This window comes from Peribacillus sp. TE19612 (assembly GCF_056279465.1).
Genome location: NZ_JBWCCL010000001.1, coordinates 565,148 through 587,545, shown reverse-complemented (window position 1 = coordinate 587,545; position 22,398 = coordinate 565,148). Strand labels below are relative to the sequence as shown.

Annotated in this window: 24 protein-coding genes; 8 read left to right on the top strand and 16 right to left on the bottom strand. The window is 38.9% G+C overall.

Going from position 1 to position 22,398, the window contains the following annotated elements; all coding sequences use genetic code 11:
• Positions 1–51: 51 nt before the first annotated feature.
• Together map and cdaS are read right to left on the bottom strand one after the other, a co-directional pair.
• A complete protein-coding gene (gene map, locus ACZ9AO_RS02865) occupies positions 52–798 on the bottom strand; it encodes a type I methionyl aminopeptidase (protein WP_476108408.1) in 747 nt (248 codons plus the stop codon).
• 225 nt (positions 799–1,023) lie between these two features.
• Positions 1,024–1,644 (bottom strand): sporulation-specific diadenylate cyclase CdaS, encoded by a 621-nt coding sequence (gene cdaS, locus ACZ9AO_RS02860; protein WP_251539497.1) that lies wholly within the window; start codon positions 1,642–1,644, stop codon positions 1,024–1,026.
• A gap of 257 nt (positions 1,645–1,901) precedes the next feature.
• Between cdaS and ACZ9AO_RS02855 the strand changes: the two genes are divergently transcribed.
• Entirely contained in the window at positions 1,902–2,222 is a 321-nt protein-coding gene (locus ACZ9AO_RS02855) for a 2Fe-2S iron-sulfur cluster-binding protein (RefSeq protein WP_251539496.1), read from the top strand.
• A 99-nt stretch (positions 2,223–2,321) separates the two neighbouring features.
• Here ACZ9AO_RS02855 and ACZ9AO_RS02850 read toward each other — a convergent pair whose 3' ends face one another.
• On the bottom strand, positions 2,322–2,702 hold the full coding sequence (locus ACZ9AO_RS02850) for a VOC family protein (protein ID WP_251539495.1): 381 nt from the start codon (positions 2,700–2,702) through the stop codon (positions 2,322–2,324).
• Positions 2,703–3,543: 841 nt separating this feature from the next.
• Here ACZ9AO_RS02850 and ACZ9AO_RS02845 point away from each other — a divergent pair.
• The 4 genes from ACZ9AO_RS02845 (at position 3,544) to ACZ9AO_RS02830 (ending at position 5,972) form a co-directional block, all read left to right on the top strand.
• On the top strand, positions 3,544–4,011 hold the full coding sequence (locus ACZ9AO_RS02845; RefSeq protein ID WP_251539494.1) for a DinB family protein: 468 nt from the start codon (positions 3,544–3,546) through the stop codon (positions 4,009–4,011).
• 58 nt (positions 4,012–4,069) lie between these two features.
• Positions 4,070–4,483, top strand: coding sequence for a VOC family protein (locus ACZ9AO_RS02840; RefSeq protein ID WP_048686391.1), 414 nt, complete (start codon positions 4,070–4,072; stop codon positions 4,481–4,483).
• A gap of 283 nt (positions 4,484–4,766) precedes the next feature.
• The gene (locus tag ACZ9AO_RS02835; protein ID WP_251539493.1) at positions 4,767–5,267 is read left to right on the top strand and encodes a VOC family protein; all 501 of its coding nucleotides are present in this window, start codon (positions 4,767–4,769) and stop codon (positions 5,265–5,267) included.
• Positions 5,268–5,420: 153 nt separating this feature from the next.
• Positions 5,421–5,972 (top strand): DUF402 domain-containing protein, encoded by a 552-nt coding sequence (locus tag ACZ9AO_RS02830; protein WP_476108483.1) that lies wholly within the window; start codon positions 5,421–5,423, stop codon positions 5,970–5,972.
• Positions 5,973–6,060: 88 nt separating this feature from the next.
• Here the strand turns inward: ACZ9AO_RS02830 and ACZ9AO_RS02825 are convergent, their stop codons facing one another.
• On the bottom strand, positions 6,061–6,711 hold the full coding sequence (locus ACZ9AO_RS02825) for a lysozyme family protein (protein WP_251539492.1): 651 nt from the start codon (positions 6,709–6,711) through the stop codon (positions 6,061–6,063).
• A gap of 155 nt (positions 6,712–6,866) precedes the next feature.
• Between ACZ9AO_RS02825 and ACZ9AO_RS02820 the strand changes: the two genes are divergently transcribed.
• Positions 6,867–7,022, top strand: coding sequence for a DUF4021 domain-containing protein (locus ACZ9AO_RS02820; RefSeq protein ID WP_082609346.1), 156 nt, complete (start codon positions 6,867–6,869; stop codon positions 7,020–7,022).
• Positions 7,023–7,211: 189 nt separating this feature from the next.
• On the opposite strand, the gene ACZ9AO_RS02815 is transcribed toward ACZ9AO_RS02820, so the two are convergent.
• The 6 genes from ACZ9AO_RS02815 to ACZ9AO_RS02790 all read right to left on the bottom strand — a co-directional run bounded on the left by ACZ9AO_RS02815 (position 7,212) and on the right by ACZ9AO_RS02790 (position 11,339).
• Positions 7,212–7,997, bottom strand: a complete 786-nt coding sequence (locus ACZ9AO_RS02815; protein ID WP_476108407.1) for a glucose 1-dehydrogenase — start codon at positions 7,995–7,997, stop codon at positions 7,212–7,214.
• A gap of 48 nt (positions 7,998–8,045) precedes the next feature.
• The gene (locus ACZ9AO_RS02810; RefSeq protein WP_476108406.1) at positions 8,046–8,798 is read right to left on the bottom strand and encodes an SDR family NAD(P)-dependent oxidoreductase; all 753 of its coding nucleotides are present in this window, start codon (positions 8,796–8,798) and stop codon (positions 8,046–8,048) included.
• Positions 8,799–8,832: 34 nt separating this feature from the next.
• Positions 8,833–9,255, bottom strand: a complete 423-nt coding sequence (locus tag ACZ9AO_RS02805) for an SDR family NAD(P)-dependent oxidoreductase (protein ID WP_476108405.1) — start codon at positions 9,253–9,255, stop codon at positions 8,833–8,835.
• Between the two features lie 26 nt (positions 9,256–9,281).
• Positions 9,282–9,617, bottom strand: a complete 336-nt coding sequence (locus ACZ9AO_RS02800; RefSeq protein WP_476108404.1) for an SDR family NAD(P)-dependent oxidoreductase — start codon at positions 9,615–9,617, stop codon at positions 9,282–9,284.
• 113 nt (positions 9,618–9,730) lie between these two features.
• Positions 9,731–10,381, bottom strand: coding sequence for a GntR family transcriptional regulator (locus tag ACZ9AO_RS02795; protein ID WP_251539490.1), 651 nt, complete (start codon positions 10,379–10,381; stop codon positions 9,731–9,733).
• Positions 10,382–10,541: 160 nt separating this feature from the next.
• On the bottom strand, positions 10,542–11,339 hold the full coding sequence (locus tag ACZ9AO_RS02790; RefSeq protein WP_476108403.1) for a DUF2935 domain-containing protein: 798 nt from the start codon (positions 11,337–11,339) through the stop codon (positions 10,542–10,544).
• 308 nt (positions 11,340–11,647) lie between these two features.
• On the opposite strand from ACZ9AO_RS02790, the gene ACZ9AO_RS02785 reads away from it, so the two are divergent.
• Positions 11,648–12,286 (top strand): formylglycine-generating enzyme family protein, encoded by a 639-nt coding sequence (locus tag ACZ9AO_RS02785; RefSeq protein ID WP_476108482.1) that lies wholly within the window; start codon positions 11,648–11,650, stop codon positions 12,284–12,286.
• A 157-nt stretch (positions 12,287–12,443) separates the two neighbouring features.
• On the opposite strand, the gene ACZ9AO_RS02780 is transcribed toward ACZ9AO_RS02785, so the two are convergent.
• The gene (locus ACZ9AO_RS02780; RefSeq protein WP_476108402.1) at positions 12,444–12,704 is read right to left on the bottom strand and encodes a hypothetical protein; all 261 of its coding nucleotides are present in this window, start codon (positions 12,702–12,704) and stop codon (positions 12,444–12,446) included.
• 175 nt (positions 12,705–12,879) lie between these two features.
• On the opposite strand from ACZ9AO_RS02780, the gene ACZ9AO_RS02775 reads away from it, so the two are divergent.
• Complete coding sequence (locus tag ACZ9AO_RS02775; RefSeq protein ID WP_476108401.1) at positions 12,880–13,593, top strand: class I SAM-dependent methyltransferase; 714 nt, start codon at positions 12,880–12,882, stop codon at positions 13,591–13,593.
• Positions 13,594–13,713: 120 nt separating this feature from the next.
• Here the strand turns inward: ACZ9AO_RS02775 and ACZ9AO_RS02770 are convergent, their stop codons facing one another.
• From ACZ9AO_RS02770 to kdpB, 5 genes are all read right to left on the bottom strand, one after another.
• Positions 13,714–15,264 (bottom strand): histidine kinase N-terminal 7TM domain-containing diguanylate cyclase, encoded by a 1,551-nt coding sequence (locus tag ACZ9AO_RS02770; RefSeq protein ID WP_476108400.1) that lies wholly within the window; start codon positions 15,262–15,264, stop codon positions 13,714–13,716.
• Between the two features lie 217 nt (positions 15,265–15,481).
• Complete coding sequence (locus tag ACZ9AO_RS02765) at positions 15,482–17,281, bottom strand: S9 family peptidase (protein WP_476108481.1); 1,800 nt, start codon at positions 17,279–17,281, stop codon at positions 15,482–15,484.
• A 118-nt stretch (positions 17,282–17,399) separates the two neighbouring features.
• Positions 17,400–19,712, bottom strand: a complete 2,313-nt coding sequence (locus ACZ9AO_RS02760) for a histidine kinase (protein ID WP_476108399.1) — start codon at positions 19,710–19,712, stop codon at positions 17,400–17,402.
• Between the two features lie 53 nt (positions 19,713–19,765).
• A complete protein-coding gene (gene kdpC, locus ACZ9AO_RS02755; RefSeq protein WP_476108398.1) occupies positions 19,766–20,323 on the bottom strand; it encodes a potassium-transporting ATPase subunit KdpC in 558 nt (185 codons plus the stop codon).
• 29 nt (positions 20,324–20,352) lie between these two features.
• Complete coding sequence (gene kdpB, locus ACZ9AO_RS02750) at positions 20,353–22,392, bottom strand: potassium-transporting ATPase subunit KdpB (RefSeq protein WP_289349938.1); 2,040 nt, start codon at positions 22,390–22,392, stop codon at positions 20,353–20,355.
• Between the last annotated feature and the right edge of the window lie 6 nt (positions 22,393–22,398).

Here is a 22,398-nt window from a genome sequence, read left to right as displayed (position 1 = left end):
TTTAAAATAAAAAAAGAAACGGCCTATGATAAGGCCGTTTCTTTTTTTTGCTTACTGTTCCGTTAAAATGATCGGATCTTCTTTTGTAATGACGAGGGTATGTTCATATTGGGCGGAAAGCTTTCCATCTGCCGTTCTCGCCGTCCAGCCGTCTTGGTCCATTTTCATATGCCATGTTCCTGCATTCAGCATAGGCTCGATCGTGATGACCATGCCCTCTTTTAAACGGGCACCTTTACCTGGCTTACCATAATGTAGGACGGTAGGGTCCTCGTGCATGGTTTTGCCGATTCCGTGTCCTGTAAAATCGCGGACAACAGAAAACTTTTCACCTTCTGCATAAGACTGGATTGCATGCCCAATGTCCCCGAGACGATTTCCTGCCCGTGCAACTTCAATGCCTCTATATAAAGCATTCTTGGTTACATCCATTAAGCGCTTTGCTTCTTCGGAAACTTCTCCGACTGCATATGTCCAAGCTGAATCCGCCAAACCGCCGTTAAGGTTCACCACCATATCGATCGTGACGATGTCTCCCTCTTTTAGGGCTTTCTTTTGCGGAAACCCGTGACAAATCACATCATTCACTGATGCACATGTTGCATATTTATAACCGTTATAACCCTTTTGTTCTGGGGTAGCACCATGCTCTGCCAAGTACTTATCGACAAATTCTTCGATTTCCCAAGTCGTGATTCCCGGTTTTATCATTTTTGCAATTTCTCTATGCGTCGCAGCAAGAAGTTTGCCCGCTTCATGCATCAAATTTATTTCTCGTTCACTTTTAATGGTTATCATGTAAAATCCTCTTTCGTTTTATAACTTATCTGCTTGAGACTCCTTATTTATCATATGCCTTTTTTTATATAAAAAGCAACCAAAAACCCGGTAAAAATCACCGGGTTGATTAATTCATGAAATTTTCTGTACCTGTAATTCTGATAAAATAAGCTATAAATTACAAAAGCCTAAAAAGGATCTAGCGATTACTTATTTACCCGATTGAATATTCCAGGTGTGAATCTATATGGGCCCGTGTGTATTAATTGGGTACAGTTTCCCATTCAATGCAAATGAAACTCTTCCTGTTTCCTCTGATACTACCAATACAAGGGCATCACTCCGTTCAGATAAACCCAAAGCAGAGCGGTGGCGTGTTCCCAGTTTCTTTCCCCCGGTTGACCTGTCTGAAAGCGGAAGGACATTTGCTGCGGAAACAATCTGATTTTGACTAACCAAAACGGCACCATCATGCAGTGGATTTCCAGGAAAAAAAATCGATTCCAATAAAGAATGGGTTAACTCCGCTTCTATAGAAATACCGGGTTGAATCAATGAATCAAGGGGATCTCCCCGTTGAATCACAATCAACCCGCCATGTCTCAAATTCGATAAATTTTGAACGCAAGTTGATAATTCGGGATATTTGTCCGTAAATGGTGACAAATAACAGTTTAAATAAAATGTTGCTGCTTTCATATCAATGTATATGAATTTATCCTTTATTTTCTCGAAATTTCCAAGAAGACAATAATTTTCATCACCCATTGCTTCTAAGTTATCCTGTAATTCCGATATTACTTGGCGTATCTCCTCTTTTAACGTTTGTTTCATTGGTGAAAAATCACAATGGCCATTATTCACAGGCATGCACCTCCCTTTAATTATTCGACATCTTAATTGCCTCTAAAAGACCATGCTTATTTTCCCTAGCTTTATTTATCCCTTGTGTCATTAATAATTATGAATGTACTTAAAGTTTGTCTTCACGATAATTAATTATTCATCTTTACTATCAATCAGCAGTGACTTCACATTATTTTATGTCATATGGACAAGTTAAGAGAATAGTTATATTAATGACCTGTTGATAGATATCCTATAATAAGAGGTGGTATAAGATGCCTTATGTAACAGTATTTGACCAAGGAACGTTTGAAGTTGAAATGGGAAAAAAATTAGTATTGGCATTGGAAGATAACGGAATAAATATTCTCCACCGATGCGGTGGGAAAGCTAAGTGTACAACTTGCAGAGTGGAAATATTGGCAGGTGATTTTTTGGAGGTCACACATAAAGAAAAAAAGGTCTTTGAGGAAAAAGGAATGGAAGATCATTTGCGTTTATCTTGTCAAATTTACGTGAATGGAGACATAACCATTCGGCCGATCAAAACGGTTGAGAACTCTGGACTTCATGCTGGGCCAAGGCCTGAAGACTAACTAGTTACATAAAGAGGGTAGTTTTATCAAAAAACATCAAAACGACTAAAAATATTTTTTCTAGTCGTTTTGATGTTTTTTTACCTATAGCTAAATGATTTACTTCTTTTCCATGACCGCAAAGTAATTATCTTCATTATCAGCAAAATTGAAGACTCTTCCAGATGGCATATTTACAAGTTCTCCCACTTTGATATTCTTCTCCGAAAAGTCTTTATATAATTCATCAAGGTTATCCGAGTAAAACATTAATGAAGGTGTAGCAAGATTTAATTCAGGCTGCATTTTAGCAATGAATTCCTTATTATGCAGGATGATGCTCGTTTGTGCATCCTTTGTTGGGGCTATTTCAATCCATCTTAGCCCTTGGCCGTTATCTTCTTCAGAAATTTTGCTAAATCCGAATTTTTCCGTCCAAAATTTCAATGACTCATCTTGGTTATTAACGTATAACATAATTTGACCGACTTTATTAATCATTGGCTTCTCTCCCTTTCTGCTTGTTCCGTTATTAATTGAATCGTTTATGTATAAGCATCATGCTGGTTGGAAAAATATAACTGATTAAATCGTATAATAAATGAAAGATTTAATCAATATTTACAAAAATTGAATTTTCCCTCTTTTGGGAAGATTTTTGAAAACCAACACAATTGTTTAAGGAAAGCAGATATCTCTTACGAATTTCGCTTAATTGTTTCTTCTACATATTCCAAGAAATCTGTATGTGCCGGACTCCCTTCCAGATGTTGAGCTACCACAGTCAATGGCACTATAACTCTATCTCTCTTTTTGGAGTAAAGAACCGTCTCCGTTTTAATGCCCCTATTCACTTCATCAAGTGCAGAAGAAAAATGATATACAGAATCATATTCATACCATTTATAATCTTGATATATATTCCTTTTTATAACTTCTCCAATATACGCACCTATCCTTACCACAAAATTATCAAAATAATTCTTTAAAGTTCCCTACCCATTTGTGTAGTGCTTAATCATTTCGTATAAGCATCTATATAACGAATGCTTTCAATAGTAAAAACTAAATTTCTCTTTGTTAGGTTCTCTTGATCCCAATTGTCATCTGACACATCCTGATACATTAATTTCGCAATGCCTTTTTTAATCATTTTTTATTAATATAGTTTTATTTAAGGAACCGAACATATGACATTTCCCCTTTTTACTTTATCTATTGGTTAATGGAATTGCTCCATTGTTTATTAAAAAAGCTATGCAATCTTTATGTTCAGGAATTTGCAGGACTTTTCGATTTTTCACAGAACTTCTATACAGAGTATTGATCAAAGGAGAGTGAAATGGTGGTTCTTTCGAAAGAGGGTTTGTTAAATATATTGGAAGGCAACAGGAGATTGACGTTACGGGTGGTTGAAGCTTTCCCTGAAAAGGAATTATTCCATTATACACCGGCCGGGAAGCTTCGCCCTTTCGCAGAGATGGTTAAAGAAGTCGTGAACATTGAGACTGGATATATGCGTGGAATTGCACTGGGTATTTGGGAGTTTCCAGATTCCTTTGCCGTAATTTCCACCAAAGAAGAACTCGTATCAGCATGCGAAGCAGTAAGGGATGAGACGAGGAAATTGTGGGAGGAAATGACCGAGGAAACGCTTGGAGTGGTTGAAAAAGATCCTTTTTTCGGTCCCTCACAAAGCCACTTTGATAGACTTCAATATGCCCTGGAAAATGAGATCCACCATAGGGGACAGGGTTATATTTATCTTAGAACCCTTGGAATTGAACCACCGGAATTTTTCGTAAGGTAATCATGCATTAAGTAATAAATTGGGCGCAATGAAAAATAAGAAAATAGGAGTGAGATACATGTCAGTTGATGCATATCTTAATTTTAATGGGAATTGTCGACAAGCAGTAGAGTTCTACGCAGAGGTTTTTGGAACGGAACAACCAAATATCATGACCTTTGGGGAAACACCGCCTAATCCAGAATTTCCCCTTCCAGAAGAAGCGAAAGATTTAGTCATGCATACAAGGCTTACTATTAATGGTAGTAATATCATGTTTTCAGATACTTTTCCTGGTATGCCTTTTGTAGAAGGAAATAATATCAGCCTTGCATATGTCGGTAATGATGTGGAGGAAATTAAATCGATCTTTAACAAACTAAGTGAAGGCGGCACGGTTGGTCTAGAGCTGCAGGAAACATTCTGGAGTAAAATTTACGGTCAGTTAACCGATAAATTCGGAATCCAATGGCAATTTAACTTCGAAAGCTGAGAAACGGAATTTGGATATAGGACTTTTCACGCCTGAAAAGTTTCTATATCCTTTTGTATTTCCATCACCTTGAGTCAAGGATATCGTAACAAGCAAAGGAAAAAGGGGATTAGTTAAATGATCGGTTGGAATACACAAAACACAACCTAACTATACATCATTATCTTGGTTCATCATAAATGGTGTATAGTAAAAGGGTACTTTCAAGGTATTTAATCTTATCGAATCCATTCTCATTTCCATGATCATATAGCAAGGATGAAAACAAAAAAGGAGAAAAATGATGAAAAACAAAATTCAAAAAATCACAACTAACCTTTGGTTTGATTCACAAGCCGAAGAGGCGGCAAAGTTCTACACATCCATCTTCGAAAATTCTAAGATCGGAAGAATCACTAGCTATGGAAATGAAGGAAATCAAATCCATGGAAAGACAGTGGGTTCAGTGATGACCGTGGAATTTGAGTTGGAAGGACAAACATTCGTAGCATTAAATGGCGGTCCGCAATTCAAATTCACAGAGGCAATATCATTTATCATCCATTGCGAGGATCAAAAAGAATTGGACTATTATTGGGGGAAACTCTCGGAAGGCGGAGATGAAAAGGCGCAAGTGTGCGGTTGGCTGAAAGATCAATTTGGCGTGTCATGGCAAATCATCCCAGAAAATCTAACCGAGATGGTAAACGACTCCAATCCTGAAAAATCGGAAAGAATGATGAAAGCGCTGCTCCAAATGAAGAAAATTGACATTAAAACTTTAGAGCATGCGTATCAAGGATAAGTTCCAATAAACAACATTCTGGTAGTGAACGATTTTGAAGTAGTTAAAGCCTAATTTCTCGGTACTTGTGAAATTAGGTTTTGATATTTACCAATGTAGGAAAGAAACAAATGGCATAATGATCTAGATGGTTTTTAAGGGAGAAATAGAATGATGGACAAAACATTCACAACAGCACTTCAACGTGGCGATGAAATAATTGAAAGAAAAATCCGCTATGACTCTTTAATTGTAGAACATGCCTGTTTGCTGTTAAACGCACAAAATCATCATGTTGTGCTTTTTCATGAAATCATGGATGCGTTCACGATGAAAGCGGGTCCTATAGAATTAAACATACCCATTGGAAGTTATACGATTGCTTATTATTGGAAGGACCGCCCTTATAATTTATACATTTGGAGGGATAATGAAGGCAATTATTTAGGTTCCTATTTTAATATTGTAAAAAATACATATATGGCTGATAAGTTGTTATCCTTTGAAGATTTGATCATTGATATCATGGTGCTTCCGGATGGGTCACATTTTATTTTGGACGAGGTAGAGTTACCTGTGCCCTTAGAGCAATTTGAGAGTGGTGCTGTTAAACAAGCCTTAAACTCTTTACTTGATTCCATTGATATCCTTCTTTCACAAAACATTGAGGAATCCGGGAAACTCTATAAACATTACGACCTCCTTCCATGGTTGAACAATAAATGACAATGGTTTTGATTCTTTGAACTCCGCAAAAGAGATAGCATCACCATGAACAAAAAGCCTACTTCATTCAGTAGGCTTTTTGTTCCCCTCACTCACCATCAGCTTGAGCCGATATACTGTTGCCAAGCTCCTCAATGTTCTTAGATACCTTTGCACTGTATGAGTAGTCACCGTAACAATATGGGTACCGAAAATTATCCTTGTCCCCGCCGCAATCATAGAGCCTGGGGTTCTTTTCGACCTGAAGCATGGAGAACTTCTTCGCAAGCTCTTCATTATGCTTGCCCCCTTCATTCGCCACGAAATCAATATAACCAATTCCCATGTTATATGCTTGAATGATCGTGGCAAAATCCACGCCCTTTTCATTGCCATATTCATTGATCCTCTTAAAATGTTTCACCCCATACTTAATGCTTTCCGTTGGATCTGTGATTGTATTTGGATCAAGACCCGCTGACTCAGATGCCTGCATTGGGTCACCGCCCCGTCCTCGGCTTTCCTGCTGCATCAAAGCAATCAATGTCGAAGTATGCTCCTCAAGTCCGTATTTAGCCAACTCCCCTTGAAGAAGTGAGCTATACTTTTTTACGTTCGCGAAAGAATCAAGCGTATTTACTGATGTGGAAACATTTTCGGAATAGGGGGTTTTCATGATCTCCTTAATGAGCAAAAATGCAAAAACCAGGATAAATATGACAAAAACTTTCTTTGATTTCTTACGTTTCTTCTTCTTCACATTCTCTCTCCGATACCTCTAAGTTAATATATTTATATCTTAACAAATAGTAAGACTAATAACTATTTAGAATACCCAATTAAATGTTTTGCAAATGAGATTACCATGCATATTTTATCGAACAATGAGACACCCTATTGGTTGGGGTGATATGTATGGACAAGAAGAATGAAAAAGAAGAAATCCTTGATGATAAAAAGAAAAAATATAGAAACGAGTTTGGTGCAGATCCGGATGAACAAGAAATGAACGGTCTGTATGGTATGTTGGAAACTGAATATGAAGATAAGCTTCATGATAAAGAAAAGTAACGATTGGCTTCTTAAATGTTTGTTAAGCGCCTTAATATGGCGTTTTTTTTTATGAGTTCCGTTACTATTCTAATGGTTCGCATTTCGTTTCATATGTATTGATTTTTAAAGTTTGAATTCATTTGGTCATTAACTAAAAGGATACGATTAAAAAGGGAGTGACCTAATACTGTCACTCCCTTTACACGTTTAGTATTGTGAAGATTGTCCGCCATCAATCGGAATGACTGCCCCGTTGATGAACTCCGCTTCCCCTGATAATAGGAAGGCGACTAAATGGCCGACCTCTTCAGGTTTACCAAAGCGTTTCTTAGGATTTACACTGATGAAATCCGCCATTGCTTCTTCCCAATTTTCCCCGCCTATTTGCCTGAATGAACCTTCTACCATTGCCGTTAAGATAACTCCTGGTGCAATGGCATTAATGCTGATTCCATATTGACCATATTCTATGGCAGCTGTTTTCGTTAAGCCTGCAACAGCATGCTTACTCGCAACGTACGCACTTTGGTTAAGCACAGCACGAATTCCACCTACGGAAGCAACGTTCACCACTGCCCCTAATCCTTGTTCTTTCATGATTGGCAGAATGTATTTCATACCATAGAATACACCATTGATATTGATGTCCGTTACTTTGGTGAAAACTTTGCTATCGTATTCAGCCATAGGGGCTTGTTTACCTTCAATACCCGCATTATTATAGAATGCATCGATTCTGCCATACTTGCTGACTGTTTTGTCTACATAGTTCTTTACTGCTTCTTCATCCGATACATCTGCAGTGACCAGAAGCACGTCCGCTTTTGGTGCAATTTCCAAGATTAATTTTTTTGTCACTTCCAAAGATGCATCGTTTAAATCAACTAATGAAAGTTTAGCCCCTTCTTTAGCCAATTCCAATGCGGCTGCTTGTCCTAAGCCTGAGCCTGCCCCAGTAATGATTACAACTTTGCCATCGAATCGTTCGCTCATTTGTCAAAACTCCCTTTTTAAGTTATCTCGAAAATCCTTTGATTATAATTATCCTTTAAAGCTTAAGAATCCATCATCAACAGGGATAACCTGTCCATTAATGGCGTCCGCTTTTTCAGAGAACAAGAACGTTACAACTTCAGCAACTTTTTCTGGCTGAATCAATTTTTTCCTCATATGAAGCAGTGCCAAACTGTCCAGGAACTCTGGATCTTCACCAATGATCGGCGTTTCGATAAAACCTGGTGCAACGCCGACGACACGAATCCCATATTGCGCAAGTTCAATTGCACCGGATTTAGTCATGGCGATGACTGCAGCTTTTGCGGCATGGTAATTAAAGCTGCCAATTGAAACCATCGTCCCATATATAGAAGCTGTATTAACGATCGTTGCCCCAGTTACACCAAGCTCCACCATCTTCCTTGCTGTATAATACATGCCATAATATACGCCGTGTTGGTCAACATCAACAACTCTGTGGTATGATTCTGGATCCATTTCCAAAAATGGTTTTACTAGCCCAATTCCAGCGTTGTTGAATATGCCATTGATGGTGCCATGATTGGCAATTGCTGCTTCGACCATCGCCTCCACTTCTTCCGCTTTAGCTACGTCCACTTTCACAAAAGATGCCGTGCCTCCCTTTTGTTGAATAGATTCAGCCGTTTCCTTAGCGGCAACATCATTATAATCAGCCGCTACGACAATAGCTCCCTGTTCAGCTAATTTATATGCCGTTTCCTTACCAATTCCGCTGCCCGCTCCTGTAATTATTATGACTTTTCCTTTTAAACTCATGTATAGGTCCCCCTTTAATAAAGTTTTTTGCTTATCAGATTAAAATGGCCCCTCCGTCGATTACAAGTTCTTGACCCGTAATGTGGCTGGAAAGATCGGATACTAGATACATCATTAGATTTGCTATTTCCTGAGGCTCAGCATACCGGCCATCCGGAGTCGTTGCTTCCAACTGTTTTCTAGCCGTTTCTGCTGCCGCGGAATCACCTTGGCCAAATCCGCTTTCAATCGATCGCATCATAGCCGTGTTGACGACACCTGGGCAGACCGCATTCACCCTGACACCATGTGGAGCAACTTCGACACCAGCTGTTTTCGTCATTCCAAGAACCGCATGTTTACTTGCGCCATACGCCACCATGTTTGGCGTTGCCAGTAAACCCGCTCCAGAAGCTGTATTCACGACTGCGCCGCTTTTTTGTTCAATCATATGGGGCAATACATGTTTTAAGCCCAAGAAAACGCCGCGTACATTTATTGACATTAATTGATCGAAAACGTAGGATAATCGATAAGAGGCATTATTTTGCCTTCCCACCCGGCATTATTCAAGAAAATATCGATTTTGCCATAGGAATCTATCGTTTTTTGAACATAATTTTTAATGTCGTCTTCCTTTGTAACATCGGCCTTTACGAATTTCGCTTCGCCGCCGTTTTCTTTGATTTTATTTACCGTTAGCAAGCCAGCCTCTTCGGAAAGGTCTACAACAACCACTTTGGCTCCATTTTCTGAAAGTGTAATAGACGCTGCCCGGCCGATACCCCCGCCGCCGCCGGTAACAATTGCTACTTTTTCTGTAAAATCGAATGCTTGCATAATATTCTCCCTTTCTCCCTTTAATCTTGGTGATGATATTCTTGTTTGAATACGATTACATCATAACATTAATTTTGTCGATTGTCGACAATTTGGTTTTAGAGTCAAAGACTCTACATCACTCCACGACTCAGGGCTTCATGAATTTCATTTTTTGCTTTAACGAAATCATCTTCTAGAATGGCCTCAACGGACATTTTTAATCTGTAATGGAAGTTTTCCATCGTTTCCGTATTCCATTGACTTTGGGCAAAAACCATGAGAATATGACTGGCTTCTTCAAAAAACCTTGATAATGCTTTATTATTAGCGATTGAAAAAATATAGCGAAATATCTGTGTTGCCCTTTTCTGATACTCGATTACATTCCTATTTTCACACTCATCTGTTGCAATTTCCAAATGCCTTTGTAATGATTGTTTATATTCTGCGTGCCACTTCCCTTGGGAAAAATCAATGCCCATCTGGATCAGCCCGATCGTAACATCATTATATTCAATGATTTCCTTTTGTGAAAATGGCTTGACGATCGTTCCCCGCCGCGGCATCCTCTCAACAATACCGTCAACCTGCAATAGATAAAGGGCTTCCCGTACAGGTGCACGGCTAGTGTTCAATTCTTTGGAAATGTCTTCTTCGACGATTTTCTCTCCAGCTTCTATTTCACCTTCAATGATTTTTTTTAAAATGTGTTTAGCGATTTGTTGTGGTAACGATTCTCCAAAATAAATGCCATCTGTCAAATTGGAAGAATTTCCAAACATCTTTCAGCACTCCTATACTTCTATAATTAATTTTAGTTCTTCTAGTATAACATAAGGATAGGAATTAACTTCCTTTATAAATCACATCCATTAATGGTAATCAACAAAAAAAAGCACATATAAAGAGCCCATTTAAGAAAGGGCTCCATGAGGTGCTTTTTTATTCGACTAGCCTCGGTTTCGCTGGATCGCAGTTTGGCTTTTCCATGTCTGTCGATTCAGCGAGTTTCGTTAAATAATAACATTCTTCACGCCACATATGATCGGCCATTAATGGCGAAAGAGTTCCAAGAGCCTGCGCACTGAGGTCAAGCTCCTCCAATTCAAGCAGGAAGTGCTGGAAGAATTTAATTTCCAATGTGACGTCCGCATTCATTTTTTCCAATGCTGGGAATGTTGACAGATTGGTTCGTAAAAATCCAGCCATTTCAACAGCTTTTAAATAAAAATCATTAAAATGTTTTTTATATTGCTCACTTTTCTCTGTTAATCTTTTTTCAACATCATCCATATTGGATGATATTGCACCTGCATGTCCTGCTGCATCTAGCAGCCAAAGCAAATGATGATGAAGTTCATGAAAAACCGGTGGCATTTGATTTGCATTGAAATATTTCAATAATCTTAAATATTCTTCTAATTCGTTCACCATATGATTAATGAATGAAGGTGAAAGATGTATCTTAATTTTACCTACCAGATGCTCTTTTATAAGACATAGCTTAAACTCCCGAAATCTTAATGTCTCTTGTTCTGCTGTGGCAGTAAGTTGCGAAATCTCTTCCGAATTGGCTTTACCAAGGAGAGTATCAAAAATTTGAATGAATTCTGAGGCAATTTCAATGTATTCCACCTCGACCGGAGCTAAAGACTCATGGATGAACCTGGCATGGTCTCCTAAGATTTGCAGCCAAAACCGATGCTCAAATCTTGCTGTTTTCTCCAAAAACTCGTTCATTTGCTCTCCCCCATAATTTAAAGTATAAGAAACCTACAAACATATTAATATAAATTATATGGGGCGTAATCAATCTAAAATTGATTCATTAACCGCATGATTGTACATCGACCGAGACAAAATCCTGTCACATCCCCAGTGAGTCAAACGTGTTCATCCTTCTCCCAAAACGTTCATTTATGTTCTAAATTAAATCTCTGGCAGTATAACTAAAAAACCAGTGTTCTTCTAGTGGTGAAATTTGCAAATCAGGTCGATAGGAGGAAGGTAGATTGTCAAAGGAATTAATGAGTTACATTGATTATCCAATGGTGAAAGTTCCAGGGGGAGAAATAGAATTAAGGGACGATAGAATTAAAAGCAAATGGAAAGCTGAAATCAGACCGTTTCTTCTTGCCCGTTATCCTGTTACTGCGGATTTCTACTATACTATTACAAATAAATCACTTAATTCTTTTAATCAGGATATAAAACCTGTTGTGAATATTTCTTGGTATGATGCCATTTCTTTTTGTAATCTACTTTCACAGAAAGCTGGACTGGGAGAGTCTTATTCTATCAATGGTGAAAACATTGTTTGTGATTGGGAATCAAACGGTTTTCGACTTCCTACAGAAGCAGAGTGGCAATATGCATGTAAAGCCGGGACTGCTGGTTATAGGTACGGAGAGCTGAATAACATTGCCTGGTATAACGAATATTCAGGGGGCAAAATCCATGAAATAGGAACAAAAGAACCGAATCCATGGGGGCTGCATGATATGCTAGGAAATGTTTGGGAATGGTGCTGGGATATATATGATGAACAAGTGTACGGCACCTATCGTATTTTTCGGGGAGGTAGCTGGGCTGAGGATGCCAGGGGTTGTGGCGCTACATGTCGTCGGCGCAGCCATCCTACATTTTGCATAGACGACCTAGGATTCCGTCTTGCACGGTCTTTTTAACTTCGGCAAACAAGCCAAATTCATTCAAAACTCACTGCTTTATCTTAGTTGTACTTCCATACATATTTTTTCCGGTTTTTTTAGGAATCCACCCAATGGGTACAAAATAAAAAAACCTGATGATTCTTCAGGTTTTTTAATATTTTCATCATTCGCATTACCAGAGAAATGCGAGAAAGACTAAAGATGCAATTGCGCCAAAGGCAAATCCATTTGCGGCACCCCATCCATATCCTGCATTAAAGCCTCCATAACCAAAACCCCCAAGGTTTCCGCCACCGTTAAATGGACGAATATATACACGGTTCGGCGTTACCCGGTGTATGATTCCCCGATGTATGGTTCCTCTGCTTGTACGAATTTCAACCGGTCTTCCAACACCTTGCCTGCATTTATGATAATAATTATGATATCCCATATTACACTCCCCTTGTTAGTCGATTCTACATCGTATGCATTAGGGGACTAGCCTGCATGGTTTAAAAACCCACCATTCCTTTAAAAGTCTTTCCCATATTCCTTGTCAATGGTTAAATCACTCTTTAAAACCAAAGCATAAAATACATTTATACATTTACAAAGGAGATAATTCCATGAACCATTCATACCAAGACGCACTAGCCATAATTGGAATCGAAGGGGCACACCCTGGTGGATTTGAACTGACAAAGCAACTCTTAAAAAATGAAAAAATCGATCATACGTCAAAAATCCTTGATGCCGGATGCGGGACAGGGCAAACCTCAGCTTTCTTGGCAAAAACGTTCCTTTGCCGAGTATCAGCGCTTGATCATCACCCTGAAATGGTGAAACATGCAAAAAAAAGATTCCAACAAGCTAACTTAAGCATCGACCTATATGAGCATTCAATAGAAGAACTGCCTTTTGACGATCATTCTTTTGATTTGATCATAGCCGAATCAACGACTGCATTCACTGATATACAAAAATCACTCAGTGAATTTTACAGGGTCCTCAAACTAAAAGGAACTTTGTTATCCATTGATATGACAGCGGAAACCAGCCTTGATTCTGCCTCAAAAAAGGAAATCATGAACTTTTATCATTTAAGGGAATTATTGATGCAATCCGAATGGTTAAATTCCTTCCGACAAAACGGATTTTCAAATGTAAAAATCTTGAGATCGAGTACCGTCTTAGAGGAATTAATGAATTCTTCAGCTCCAAATAGCCCCCTTCAGCCTTTGAATGAATCTTTGAAACGAGTCATGGACGAACATTACCGCCTCATTTTTTCTTACGGAAACAGCCTCGGTTATAGAGTATACAGAGCTAGTAAAAAGTAATCTCCAGCTTCAAAAGATACGGAATTTGTTTTTACACACGGATTACTGAATATAGCAATTATGAACACAATGAAAAAAACCTAGAACAAGTTCAAGGTTTAAAGGAATGATAATATAGTCTTAGGCTATGATCCGTACACAATTTCGGCCATTCTTCTTTGCGGCATATAAGGCTCGGTCGGCCAGTGGCATCAATGTTTGGATGGAATGGCCTCGATCTCCAGCTTCAATTGATGCATGAGTCACACCGAAACTGCAGGTAACGGAAATCTTCTCTCCATTAACCTCTGCATTACTTTCAGAAACCTTTTCCCTTATAACATCGGCCAACTCATATGCAGTGGGTAAAGCGGTATTCGGCAAACATACGATAAATTCTTCACCACCATAGCGCCCCAATAGATCTCCTTCCCGAATATATTCTTTTGCAGTATTTGCAACAAGCATTATGACCGCATCCCCTGCTTCATGTCCAAAAGTATCATTAACATTTTTAAAATGATCGATATCAAACATGATGATTGAAACACTACCGCCTTCCCTGCTTAGAGCATCGAATAAAATTTCCGTTTTTTTGATGAAAAATGTTCTATTCAATATTTGGGTTAATCCGTCCAAGCTGGCAAGTTGTTTCAACTTTTCCAGCATGAGCACTCTTTCAGTTATGTCGGCGAAGGTAATGATCTGTCCGATAGGCAGGTTGCTTTTGTTGAACACGGGTGAAAAACCAATATGGTAATGTACCATATCACCATTTATGCTGCATGTAAAATCACTGTCTTGCTTAAGGTCGATTATTTCCCTAAGATGATGATTCCCATTTAGCACACTTGTAATCGATTTACCTATAGTATGTTCATCCAACAAAGGTATGACTTTGCGCATTCCATGGTTATAATCAACAATCAAACCCTGTTGATTTAAAACGATGACACCCTCTTTCATACTTTCAAAAACAGTTTCCCTGGCGATCGGTGCTACATTGAACATTTGAAAAGTCAATAGTGCCGCACCATGAAAGATAAACGTGATACTCATGGATACAGGACCAAGATCGATACCATATGAGCTTAATCCATTTATATAATAGTAATTTGATAATATAGGAATAATCAGACCTGCCACCATCATTGATATTTGCATCCTGAATCTGAATGAAGAATTTTTCAACTGCCTTAGCAATATGATTATACTTATCATCACACATAAAAAAAGAAAAAGGGAGTGAACGTAAAACCAAGGGCCGCCCACCAATTTAATTATTGGAAAAGGACTATCGCCTCTCAATCCCATTGATTTGTAATAAAAGTGATGAGAATCATTTGTATAATGCATGAAAATGGTGATGAACGGTATGATGAAGAGTGCATATTTCCATACCTTCTTGATTCTATGCCCTATATATTCTATGCACATCAACAAAAGGAAGACTGGGATGAAAGGCAAGGCCAAGTACTCGACCCTTAACCAGAATATGATTTGTTCCAAAGATGTACTGGAAAGTTCTAAAGCATAGGAAAAAGTAAAAATGGAAGACAATAATGTCACGATAATATAGGGTTTTGCTCCAGGTGCATCCTTGATCTTTAATACTGCAAATAAACACAGGAACAAACTTAAAGCACCTGCCAATATAATTACGAGTAAGTATAACGATAATTCCCGTGGCATTGCGAATCAACTCCGTTTAACAAAAAAATACTTTTTTCGTATATTATATAGCACTTTATGACTAGGTGACTAGCGTTTATTCGGGGAATTCTGAATTTTAAATGACTGATTTATATGCCGTATTAGGAAGCTATTTACTAACTCCCAAAACTTAAAAACCCCTGCTTCATCACTTTGAACGTGAGCGGCAGGGGTTCTTCACTTGTAAAAATACGTATTATACCTTTTCTGTTACTGCTGTGAATTGCTTTAAGAAGGAGAGTATTTTTTGATAGACAGCAATTTCATTTTCTTTTTTGGAAAATCCATGTCCTTCATTTTCTAGAAGCATATAATCGACATCTCTTCCTTTATCCTTCAACGCTTGAACGATTTGACCCGATTCCTCTTTGACGACACGGGGATCGTTTGCCCCTTGAATGACAAGCATTGGCTTTATCATGGATTCTAGATAGGTAATAGGCGAAAACTCGATTAGTTTTTCTTTATCTTTTTCCGGGTTTCCTACCCATTGGTCCATGACTGGCTTCCAGTCTTCAGGTACAGAATTGATAAATGAGAATAGGTTGGATGGGCCGAAGATATCGACAACCGCCTTAAAATAATCCGCATGTCGCCCGTGCAGCAGAAGGGCCATGTAGCCTCCGAAGCTTCCGCCCATCAAAAGAATGTTGCCTTTTTGTGCATGCCTTTGGTCTATCAGCCAATCAAGGCCGGCTACATTATCAAGTCGAGGTCCATTTCCCCAATCTCCCTCTACCATTTTCATGAATTCCAAACCATAACCAGTAGAACCGCGGAAGTTTGGCGCGAAAATACTGTAACCGTTATTCAGGAAAAATTGAAATGAAGCTCTAAAAAACTTCCGTTCTGCCGCTTGAGGTCCTCCATGAGGCCAAAAAATGACTTCACCATTGTCATTTTCCTTTTTTGCCCTAAAAAATAACGATTCGATCTCCCGGCCATCAAAGGAAGGGTATGTAATGATGTCCGGTTCAACCAATTCATTAGAATCGACGCCAGGAACAGTATATTTAGTTAATGATACCCACTCATCACCTGTATTTTTATAGATATTATGAGGCTTGGTTGCACTCATGCCAAATAAGTAAAGCGTGCCTGATGCAGCAACTTCAAGTTTATTAATGACACTGCATGGCACGGGGATGTTTCTCCAATTTTCATTTTGCAGATTGATTTCATATAATTGATCCTCTACACCCTTTTGACTGGTTATATATAATAATTGATTCTCTTTACAATAAGTAATGGCAGTAAAACTCTCATTCTTGAATTCTTTAACTTTACAGAATTTGTTTGTTTCAAGGTTGTATGAAGCCAAATAGGTAAAGTCCGAATCATAATCAGTCAATAAATATATCATCGAATCCGAAACAAAAACCCCATCATTCACTGTGTGTTGTTTCTCTGTCGGCGGAGTGAGCAGGATATCTTCGTTCCCTTTTTTTGCATAGAGAAGAGTATATGTATTAGCAAAGTGTTTATAGTAAAGTAAGGTTTCTTCATCAGGGCTGAAGCCAAATAAATAGGTCGCTGCATCTTTCCCCTCCAGTACCAGCCTTTCCTGTCCTGATTCTAAATCCAAACAATAGGAATTTAGAAAGGAAGGATTTCCTCTGGATGTCGTGTAATAGAGCTTTTTACTGTCATTCGATAATTTTGGCATGAAATTACGTGTATTTTCATGATTAACGATTTCCTTCATTGTCCCTCCATTCAAAGGAACTCCGTAAAACTGGGTATTTTCATTACCGTCTTGATCGAAACCAGCAATGATAAACCGGCTCTTCTTATCATATATAAGCCCTTGGCAGCTTTGATCGATGGATGTTAGAGGATAAGGAAAGGAGTTTGGCAAATCCATTCCCCATAAATTATACTTGCCGCTCAAATTGGTACTGAAAACCAGATGTTTTTCATCTGGACTTACAGCAAAATCAGCAATGGAAAACGTTCGTAAAAATTGCTCAACATCAGGTTTTGGAAAAGTGATCATCATTGGCAACCCCTTGCTTTTATAATATTAAGAAATATCCGTAAATAATTATACCATATTTTTCCTCATGACTACAGGAAAATAGACTCCTGCAAAAAATTGCAGCCTGATAAATGAATTAATCAGCTACGATCAAAACATCAAGATGTCTGACTTCTCGTAGAAGACGAGTTACAATAGATCCACCGACAATTTCTTGCCATCTCGTTCTTGCTGATTGTCCTAAAATGACTTGTGTTGCTTTTTTGGTCTGTAATTGTTTCTTGATCTCCTTGAACACAGATCGTCTATCCCTCGTTGTATATAATTCAAAAGTGCCTCCTAAGCGATGTGTAAGACTTATCAGTTTATCAAGTACCACCTTTTCATCAGCTTGACGTTCATTTGGATGTTTGACGAAAATAACATACCACTCCGCTTTAAGTCTGTAGGCTATGCGGAATCCCCTTCTTATTAAACGCTCAGAATCCGCTCTAAGATTGACACAGACAAAAATCACTTCATCTTTTCTCCATGGTCCCCTTACTCCTTCCTTACGTATCATTGATTCTAATCTGTCATCCACATCATCCGCCAATTCACGGAGCGCAAGTTCTCTCAACGCTATAAGGTTCTGTGTCTTGAAAAAATGGCTAAGGGACTGTTCCACTTTATCCATGGCATATATATTACCTTCCTCCATCCTTTTTCTAAGCGCATTTGGTGAAATATCGATCAGCTCAAGTTCATCCGATAATTGGAGAATGCTGTCAGGTACTGTTTCTCTTACAGAAACACCTGTAATTTGCTTTACGCTATCTTTCAAGCTTTCTATATGTTGAATATTCATCGTGGAAATAACCGAAATTCCAGCGTCCAAAATGTCCATTACATCTTGATATCTTTTTTGATTTTTGTTACCCGGTACGTTCGTATGTGCTAATTCATCAATTAAGACCACTTCAGGATTCCGGCTGATAATGGCATCAAGATCCATTTCCTCCAATATTACGTTTTTATATCGAATTCGTTTTTTAGGCAGGATTTCCAAGTTTCCCACTTGGGCAATTGTCTCTTTTCGACCATGTGCCTCCAATAGACCAATCACTACATCCATTTCGTTTTCCTTCAACTGATTTGCTTCCCTTAGCATTGTATAGGTTTTACCAACACCAGGAGCAGCTCCGATAAAAATCTTAAATGTCCCTTTTTTTACCCGTTCCACTTTATCGTGCATTTCATCATTGGAGAGTCTACGATATGGATTTTCCTTCTTTTTATCCGTCTTGATTGCGGGGATGATCCTCTCACCAAATGCTTTTACACGGTCTGCCATAATATATACATCGATTCTCTTTGACTTTCTCATTATTTTATTGACTATTGAACCGTTGACCACTTCTTCCCACACTGGCTTTTTTGATTGACCCAGGATAATTCGTGTTATTCGATGCTGCATGGAAAATCCGACTATTTCTTTTGCTATTTCGTCTCCATTCATTGTAATCTCAAAAAAACTCCCATTTAATTTATTGGCCAGTTTTTGCATGGAGCTTTTAAAGATTTCTTCCTCTTTTGATAATTTTTTTGATAGTGGGATAAAGCTGGCGATTAAAAATTCGCCGCCCAACCGCTTGGCAATTTGATCTCCTCTTCTTATTAATATGGAGCCATTCCAATGATATTGTACACAGACCAATATTCTTTCCGTAGCACCAGAAGGCCCCATTAGTCCTTCTTGTTCCCTGTGTTCAGTCAGGTCCTCTTCCACTTCTTCCGCTAAAAACCGGAGTGACAATTCCCTAAGAGTGGCTAGATTACCATTGTTGAAAAACTGTAATGGGCCTTCGTCTTGTTCACTTATTTCCCCTTTTTGCAGACGTTTTAATATGGCTTCAGGGGTGACGTCCAATAAACGTACTTCATCAGCTTTGGTCAATGTATCTTCTGGAAGCGTAACCTCTACGTGAAGTGAAACATTCAGTAATTGCTCTGCGACTTTCTTCACTCCTTTCAACTCATATATATTCAAGGTAGTAATAACACTGATTTCATTATTAATTAATTCCTTTACATCATCCAAACGGGTGGCGTTTTTTGCATGTATATGGTTTTTATGTGCCAATCGATCAATTAAAACAACTTCGGGATTCCGTTTATAAATCTTTTCCAAATCAATATCCTGTTCTATGTGTCCATTTTGCTCCCATTCTATAGTCGGAATAAGTTCAAGACTGCCTAATTGTTTAAGTGTTCCACTACAGGACTTGTTGACCACACCGACAACTACATCAATTCCACGTTCCTTCAATTCATTTCCTTCAAGCAGCATATGGTAGGTCTTGCCTGAACCGCTTACCGCACCAAGTATAATTTTGAGCCTTCCCCTTTTGATATTGGAAATCGACTCTAGAATTTCGTCTGGTGTTTTCCTTCGAAATTGTTCCGACATATTGGCCCTCCAATTCTAGTAAAAGGAAGTCTACTAAACTCTCCAGAACATGGTTATTTCAATTCATCCAATGCCATATTCAACTCCAAAACATTAATTCGGGGTTCACCAAAAATCCCAAGTGATCGGCTGCTCGTATGTTTTTCCACTAGAAGATATACTGTTTTTTCGGATAATCCCCTTTTAAGAGCAATACGAGGAACCTGTACCTTCGCACCATTTGGGGTAATATTGGGATCAAGACCTGAACCCGAATTCGTCATTAAGTCAGATGGTATCTCTGCCTTATCGATAGTAGGGTTTTCTTTTAAAAACTTTGAAATGACTTTTTTTGTCCGGTTTATGAATTCCTCATTTGAAGAAGCAAAGTTCGGCGTACCTGATGCAGCCGCATTATATTCAATGGAAGATACACGGCCATGAAAATACCCAGGATCTTTAAAAGTTTGACCGATCATTTCCGAACCGATCAATTCACCCGAATTATTTTTAATTAAACTGCCCTCTGCTTTTGCGGGCATCGTCAACTGTGCCATTCCTGTCATCAAAATCGGATAGGCCATTCCACAAATGATTAGAAGCACCATAACAAATCGGAAATTTTTCAACATGGATTTCCACCCGTCCTTACTTTATATTTTCAAGCCACTTTTAAGACTACAAGAAGCAAATCAATTAATTTAATTCCCAAGAAGGGGACTAACACGCCTCCTAATCCATACAAGAACAAATTCCTGGTCAATAATCTTGATGCGCTCATGGGAACATATTTAACACCTTTCATTGCCAAGGGGATAAGCAAGGGAATGATGATGGCGTTAAATATTAAAGCTGACAATATGGAACTTTGGGGTGTCGCCAATCCCATAATGTTCAGGGCTTCCATTTGAGGTATTGCCTGCATGAACATGGCTGGTATTATCGCAAAATATTTAGCTACATCATTAGCGATGCTAAAGGTTGTCAATGCCCCCCGGGTCATGAGCAGCTGTTTACCAATTGCTACCACTTCAATGATTTTGGTGGGATCTGAATCTAAATCCACCATATTAGCGGCTTCCTTCGCTGCGTTTGTCCCTGTATTCATCGCCAATCCCACATCTGCCTGCGCCAATGCTGGCGCATCGTTTGTACCGTCTCCAGTCATGGCAACAAGCTTGCCATCCGCTTGTTCCCGCTTGATGACAGAGATTTTATCTTCAGGCTTAGCCTCGGCGATAAAATCATCGACACCAGCTTCTTTGGCGATTGTTTCAGCTGTTAACGGGTTATCCCCTGTGCACATGATGGTTTTAATACCCATTTTCCTTAATTCATCAAAACGTTCCTTCATGCCTGGTTTCACTGTATCTTTCAAATATATAGTGCCAAGAATACGGCATCCCTCTGTGACAACCAATGGAGTGCCGCCTTTTTTGGCCACTTCATCACAAGTATCTTTCAAACCGATAGGCACTTTCCCTCCCTCTTGCACTATATATTTCATTAACGTATCAACTGCACCCTTTCTGACCCTTTTTCCGTCAGGAAAGTCCGTTCCGCTCAATCTGGTTTCCGCCGTAAATTCAATACCTTCCGTACCGTTTTTATCCAGCCATTTTTCAGGTAATCCATTTTTTCGGGCTAATTCCAAAACAGACCGGCCCTCAGGGGTTTCATCATGTAAAGATGCGTATACGGCATATTGGTTAAGCTCTTCCTGACTAATTCCGATAGCCGGGATTAAGGCAGATGCCATACGGTTACCATGTGTTATTGTTCCTGTTTTATCAAGGATGATCGTATTGATATCACCTGCGGCTTCCACCGATTTTCCAGACTTCGCAATTACATTGAATTGAGTTACCCTATCCATACCTGCTATTCCTATCGCCGAGAGTAAGCCCCCGATTGTTGTGGGAATCAGGCAAACCAGCAAAGCTACCAGGGTAGCGGTTGGAAGGGTAACTTGAATATATGACGCAATCGGTACCAGAGTGGTACATACAAGTATAAAGATGATGGTTAAACTAATCAGTAATGTACCAAGTGCGATTTCATTCGGTGTTTTTTGCCTTTTTGCTCCTTCAACCAAATTGATCATGCGATCAAGGAAGGATTCACCAGGGTCTGCACCGACTTTCACTTTGATAAAATCACTGATGACTTTTGTACCTCCTGTCACAGAACTAAAATCTCCCCCTGGTTCTTTTATTACGGATGCCGATTCACCCGTGATCGCTGATTCATCGATAGCAGCCACTCCTTCAATGATTTCTCCATCCGCCGGTATTATATCGTTTGCCTTCACTAAAACCATATCACCTTTGCGTAATTGCAAGGCATCGACTATCATTACGGAACCATCTTTCTGAATCAACCTAGCTTTAGCATCCTGCTTTGTCTTTTTGAGACTATTGGCTTGTGCTTTTCCACGTCCCTCTGCAAGAGCTTCGGCGAAATTAGAAAAAATGATCGTTACGAATAAAATGATGGATACTGCAACGTTATACCCCCTATCAGACACTCCGCCAAGAAGCGCAGGAAATATTGATAGAAGAAGCGTAATGGCAAACCCCACTTCTACTACAAACATGACTGGATTGCGTGACATAACTTTTGGATTCATTTTTTTAAGTGCATCTATTCCAGCCTCGTAAACCATGTTCTTATTTACATTCGCTATTTGCTCTTTGCTCATTTGAAA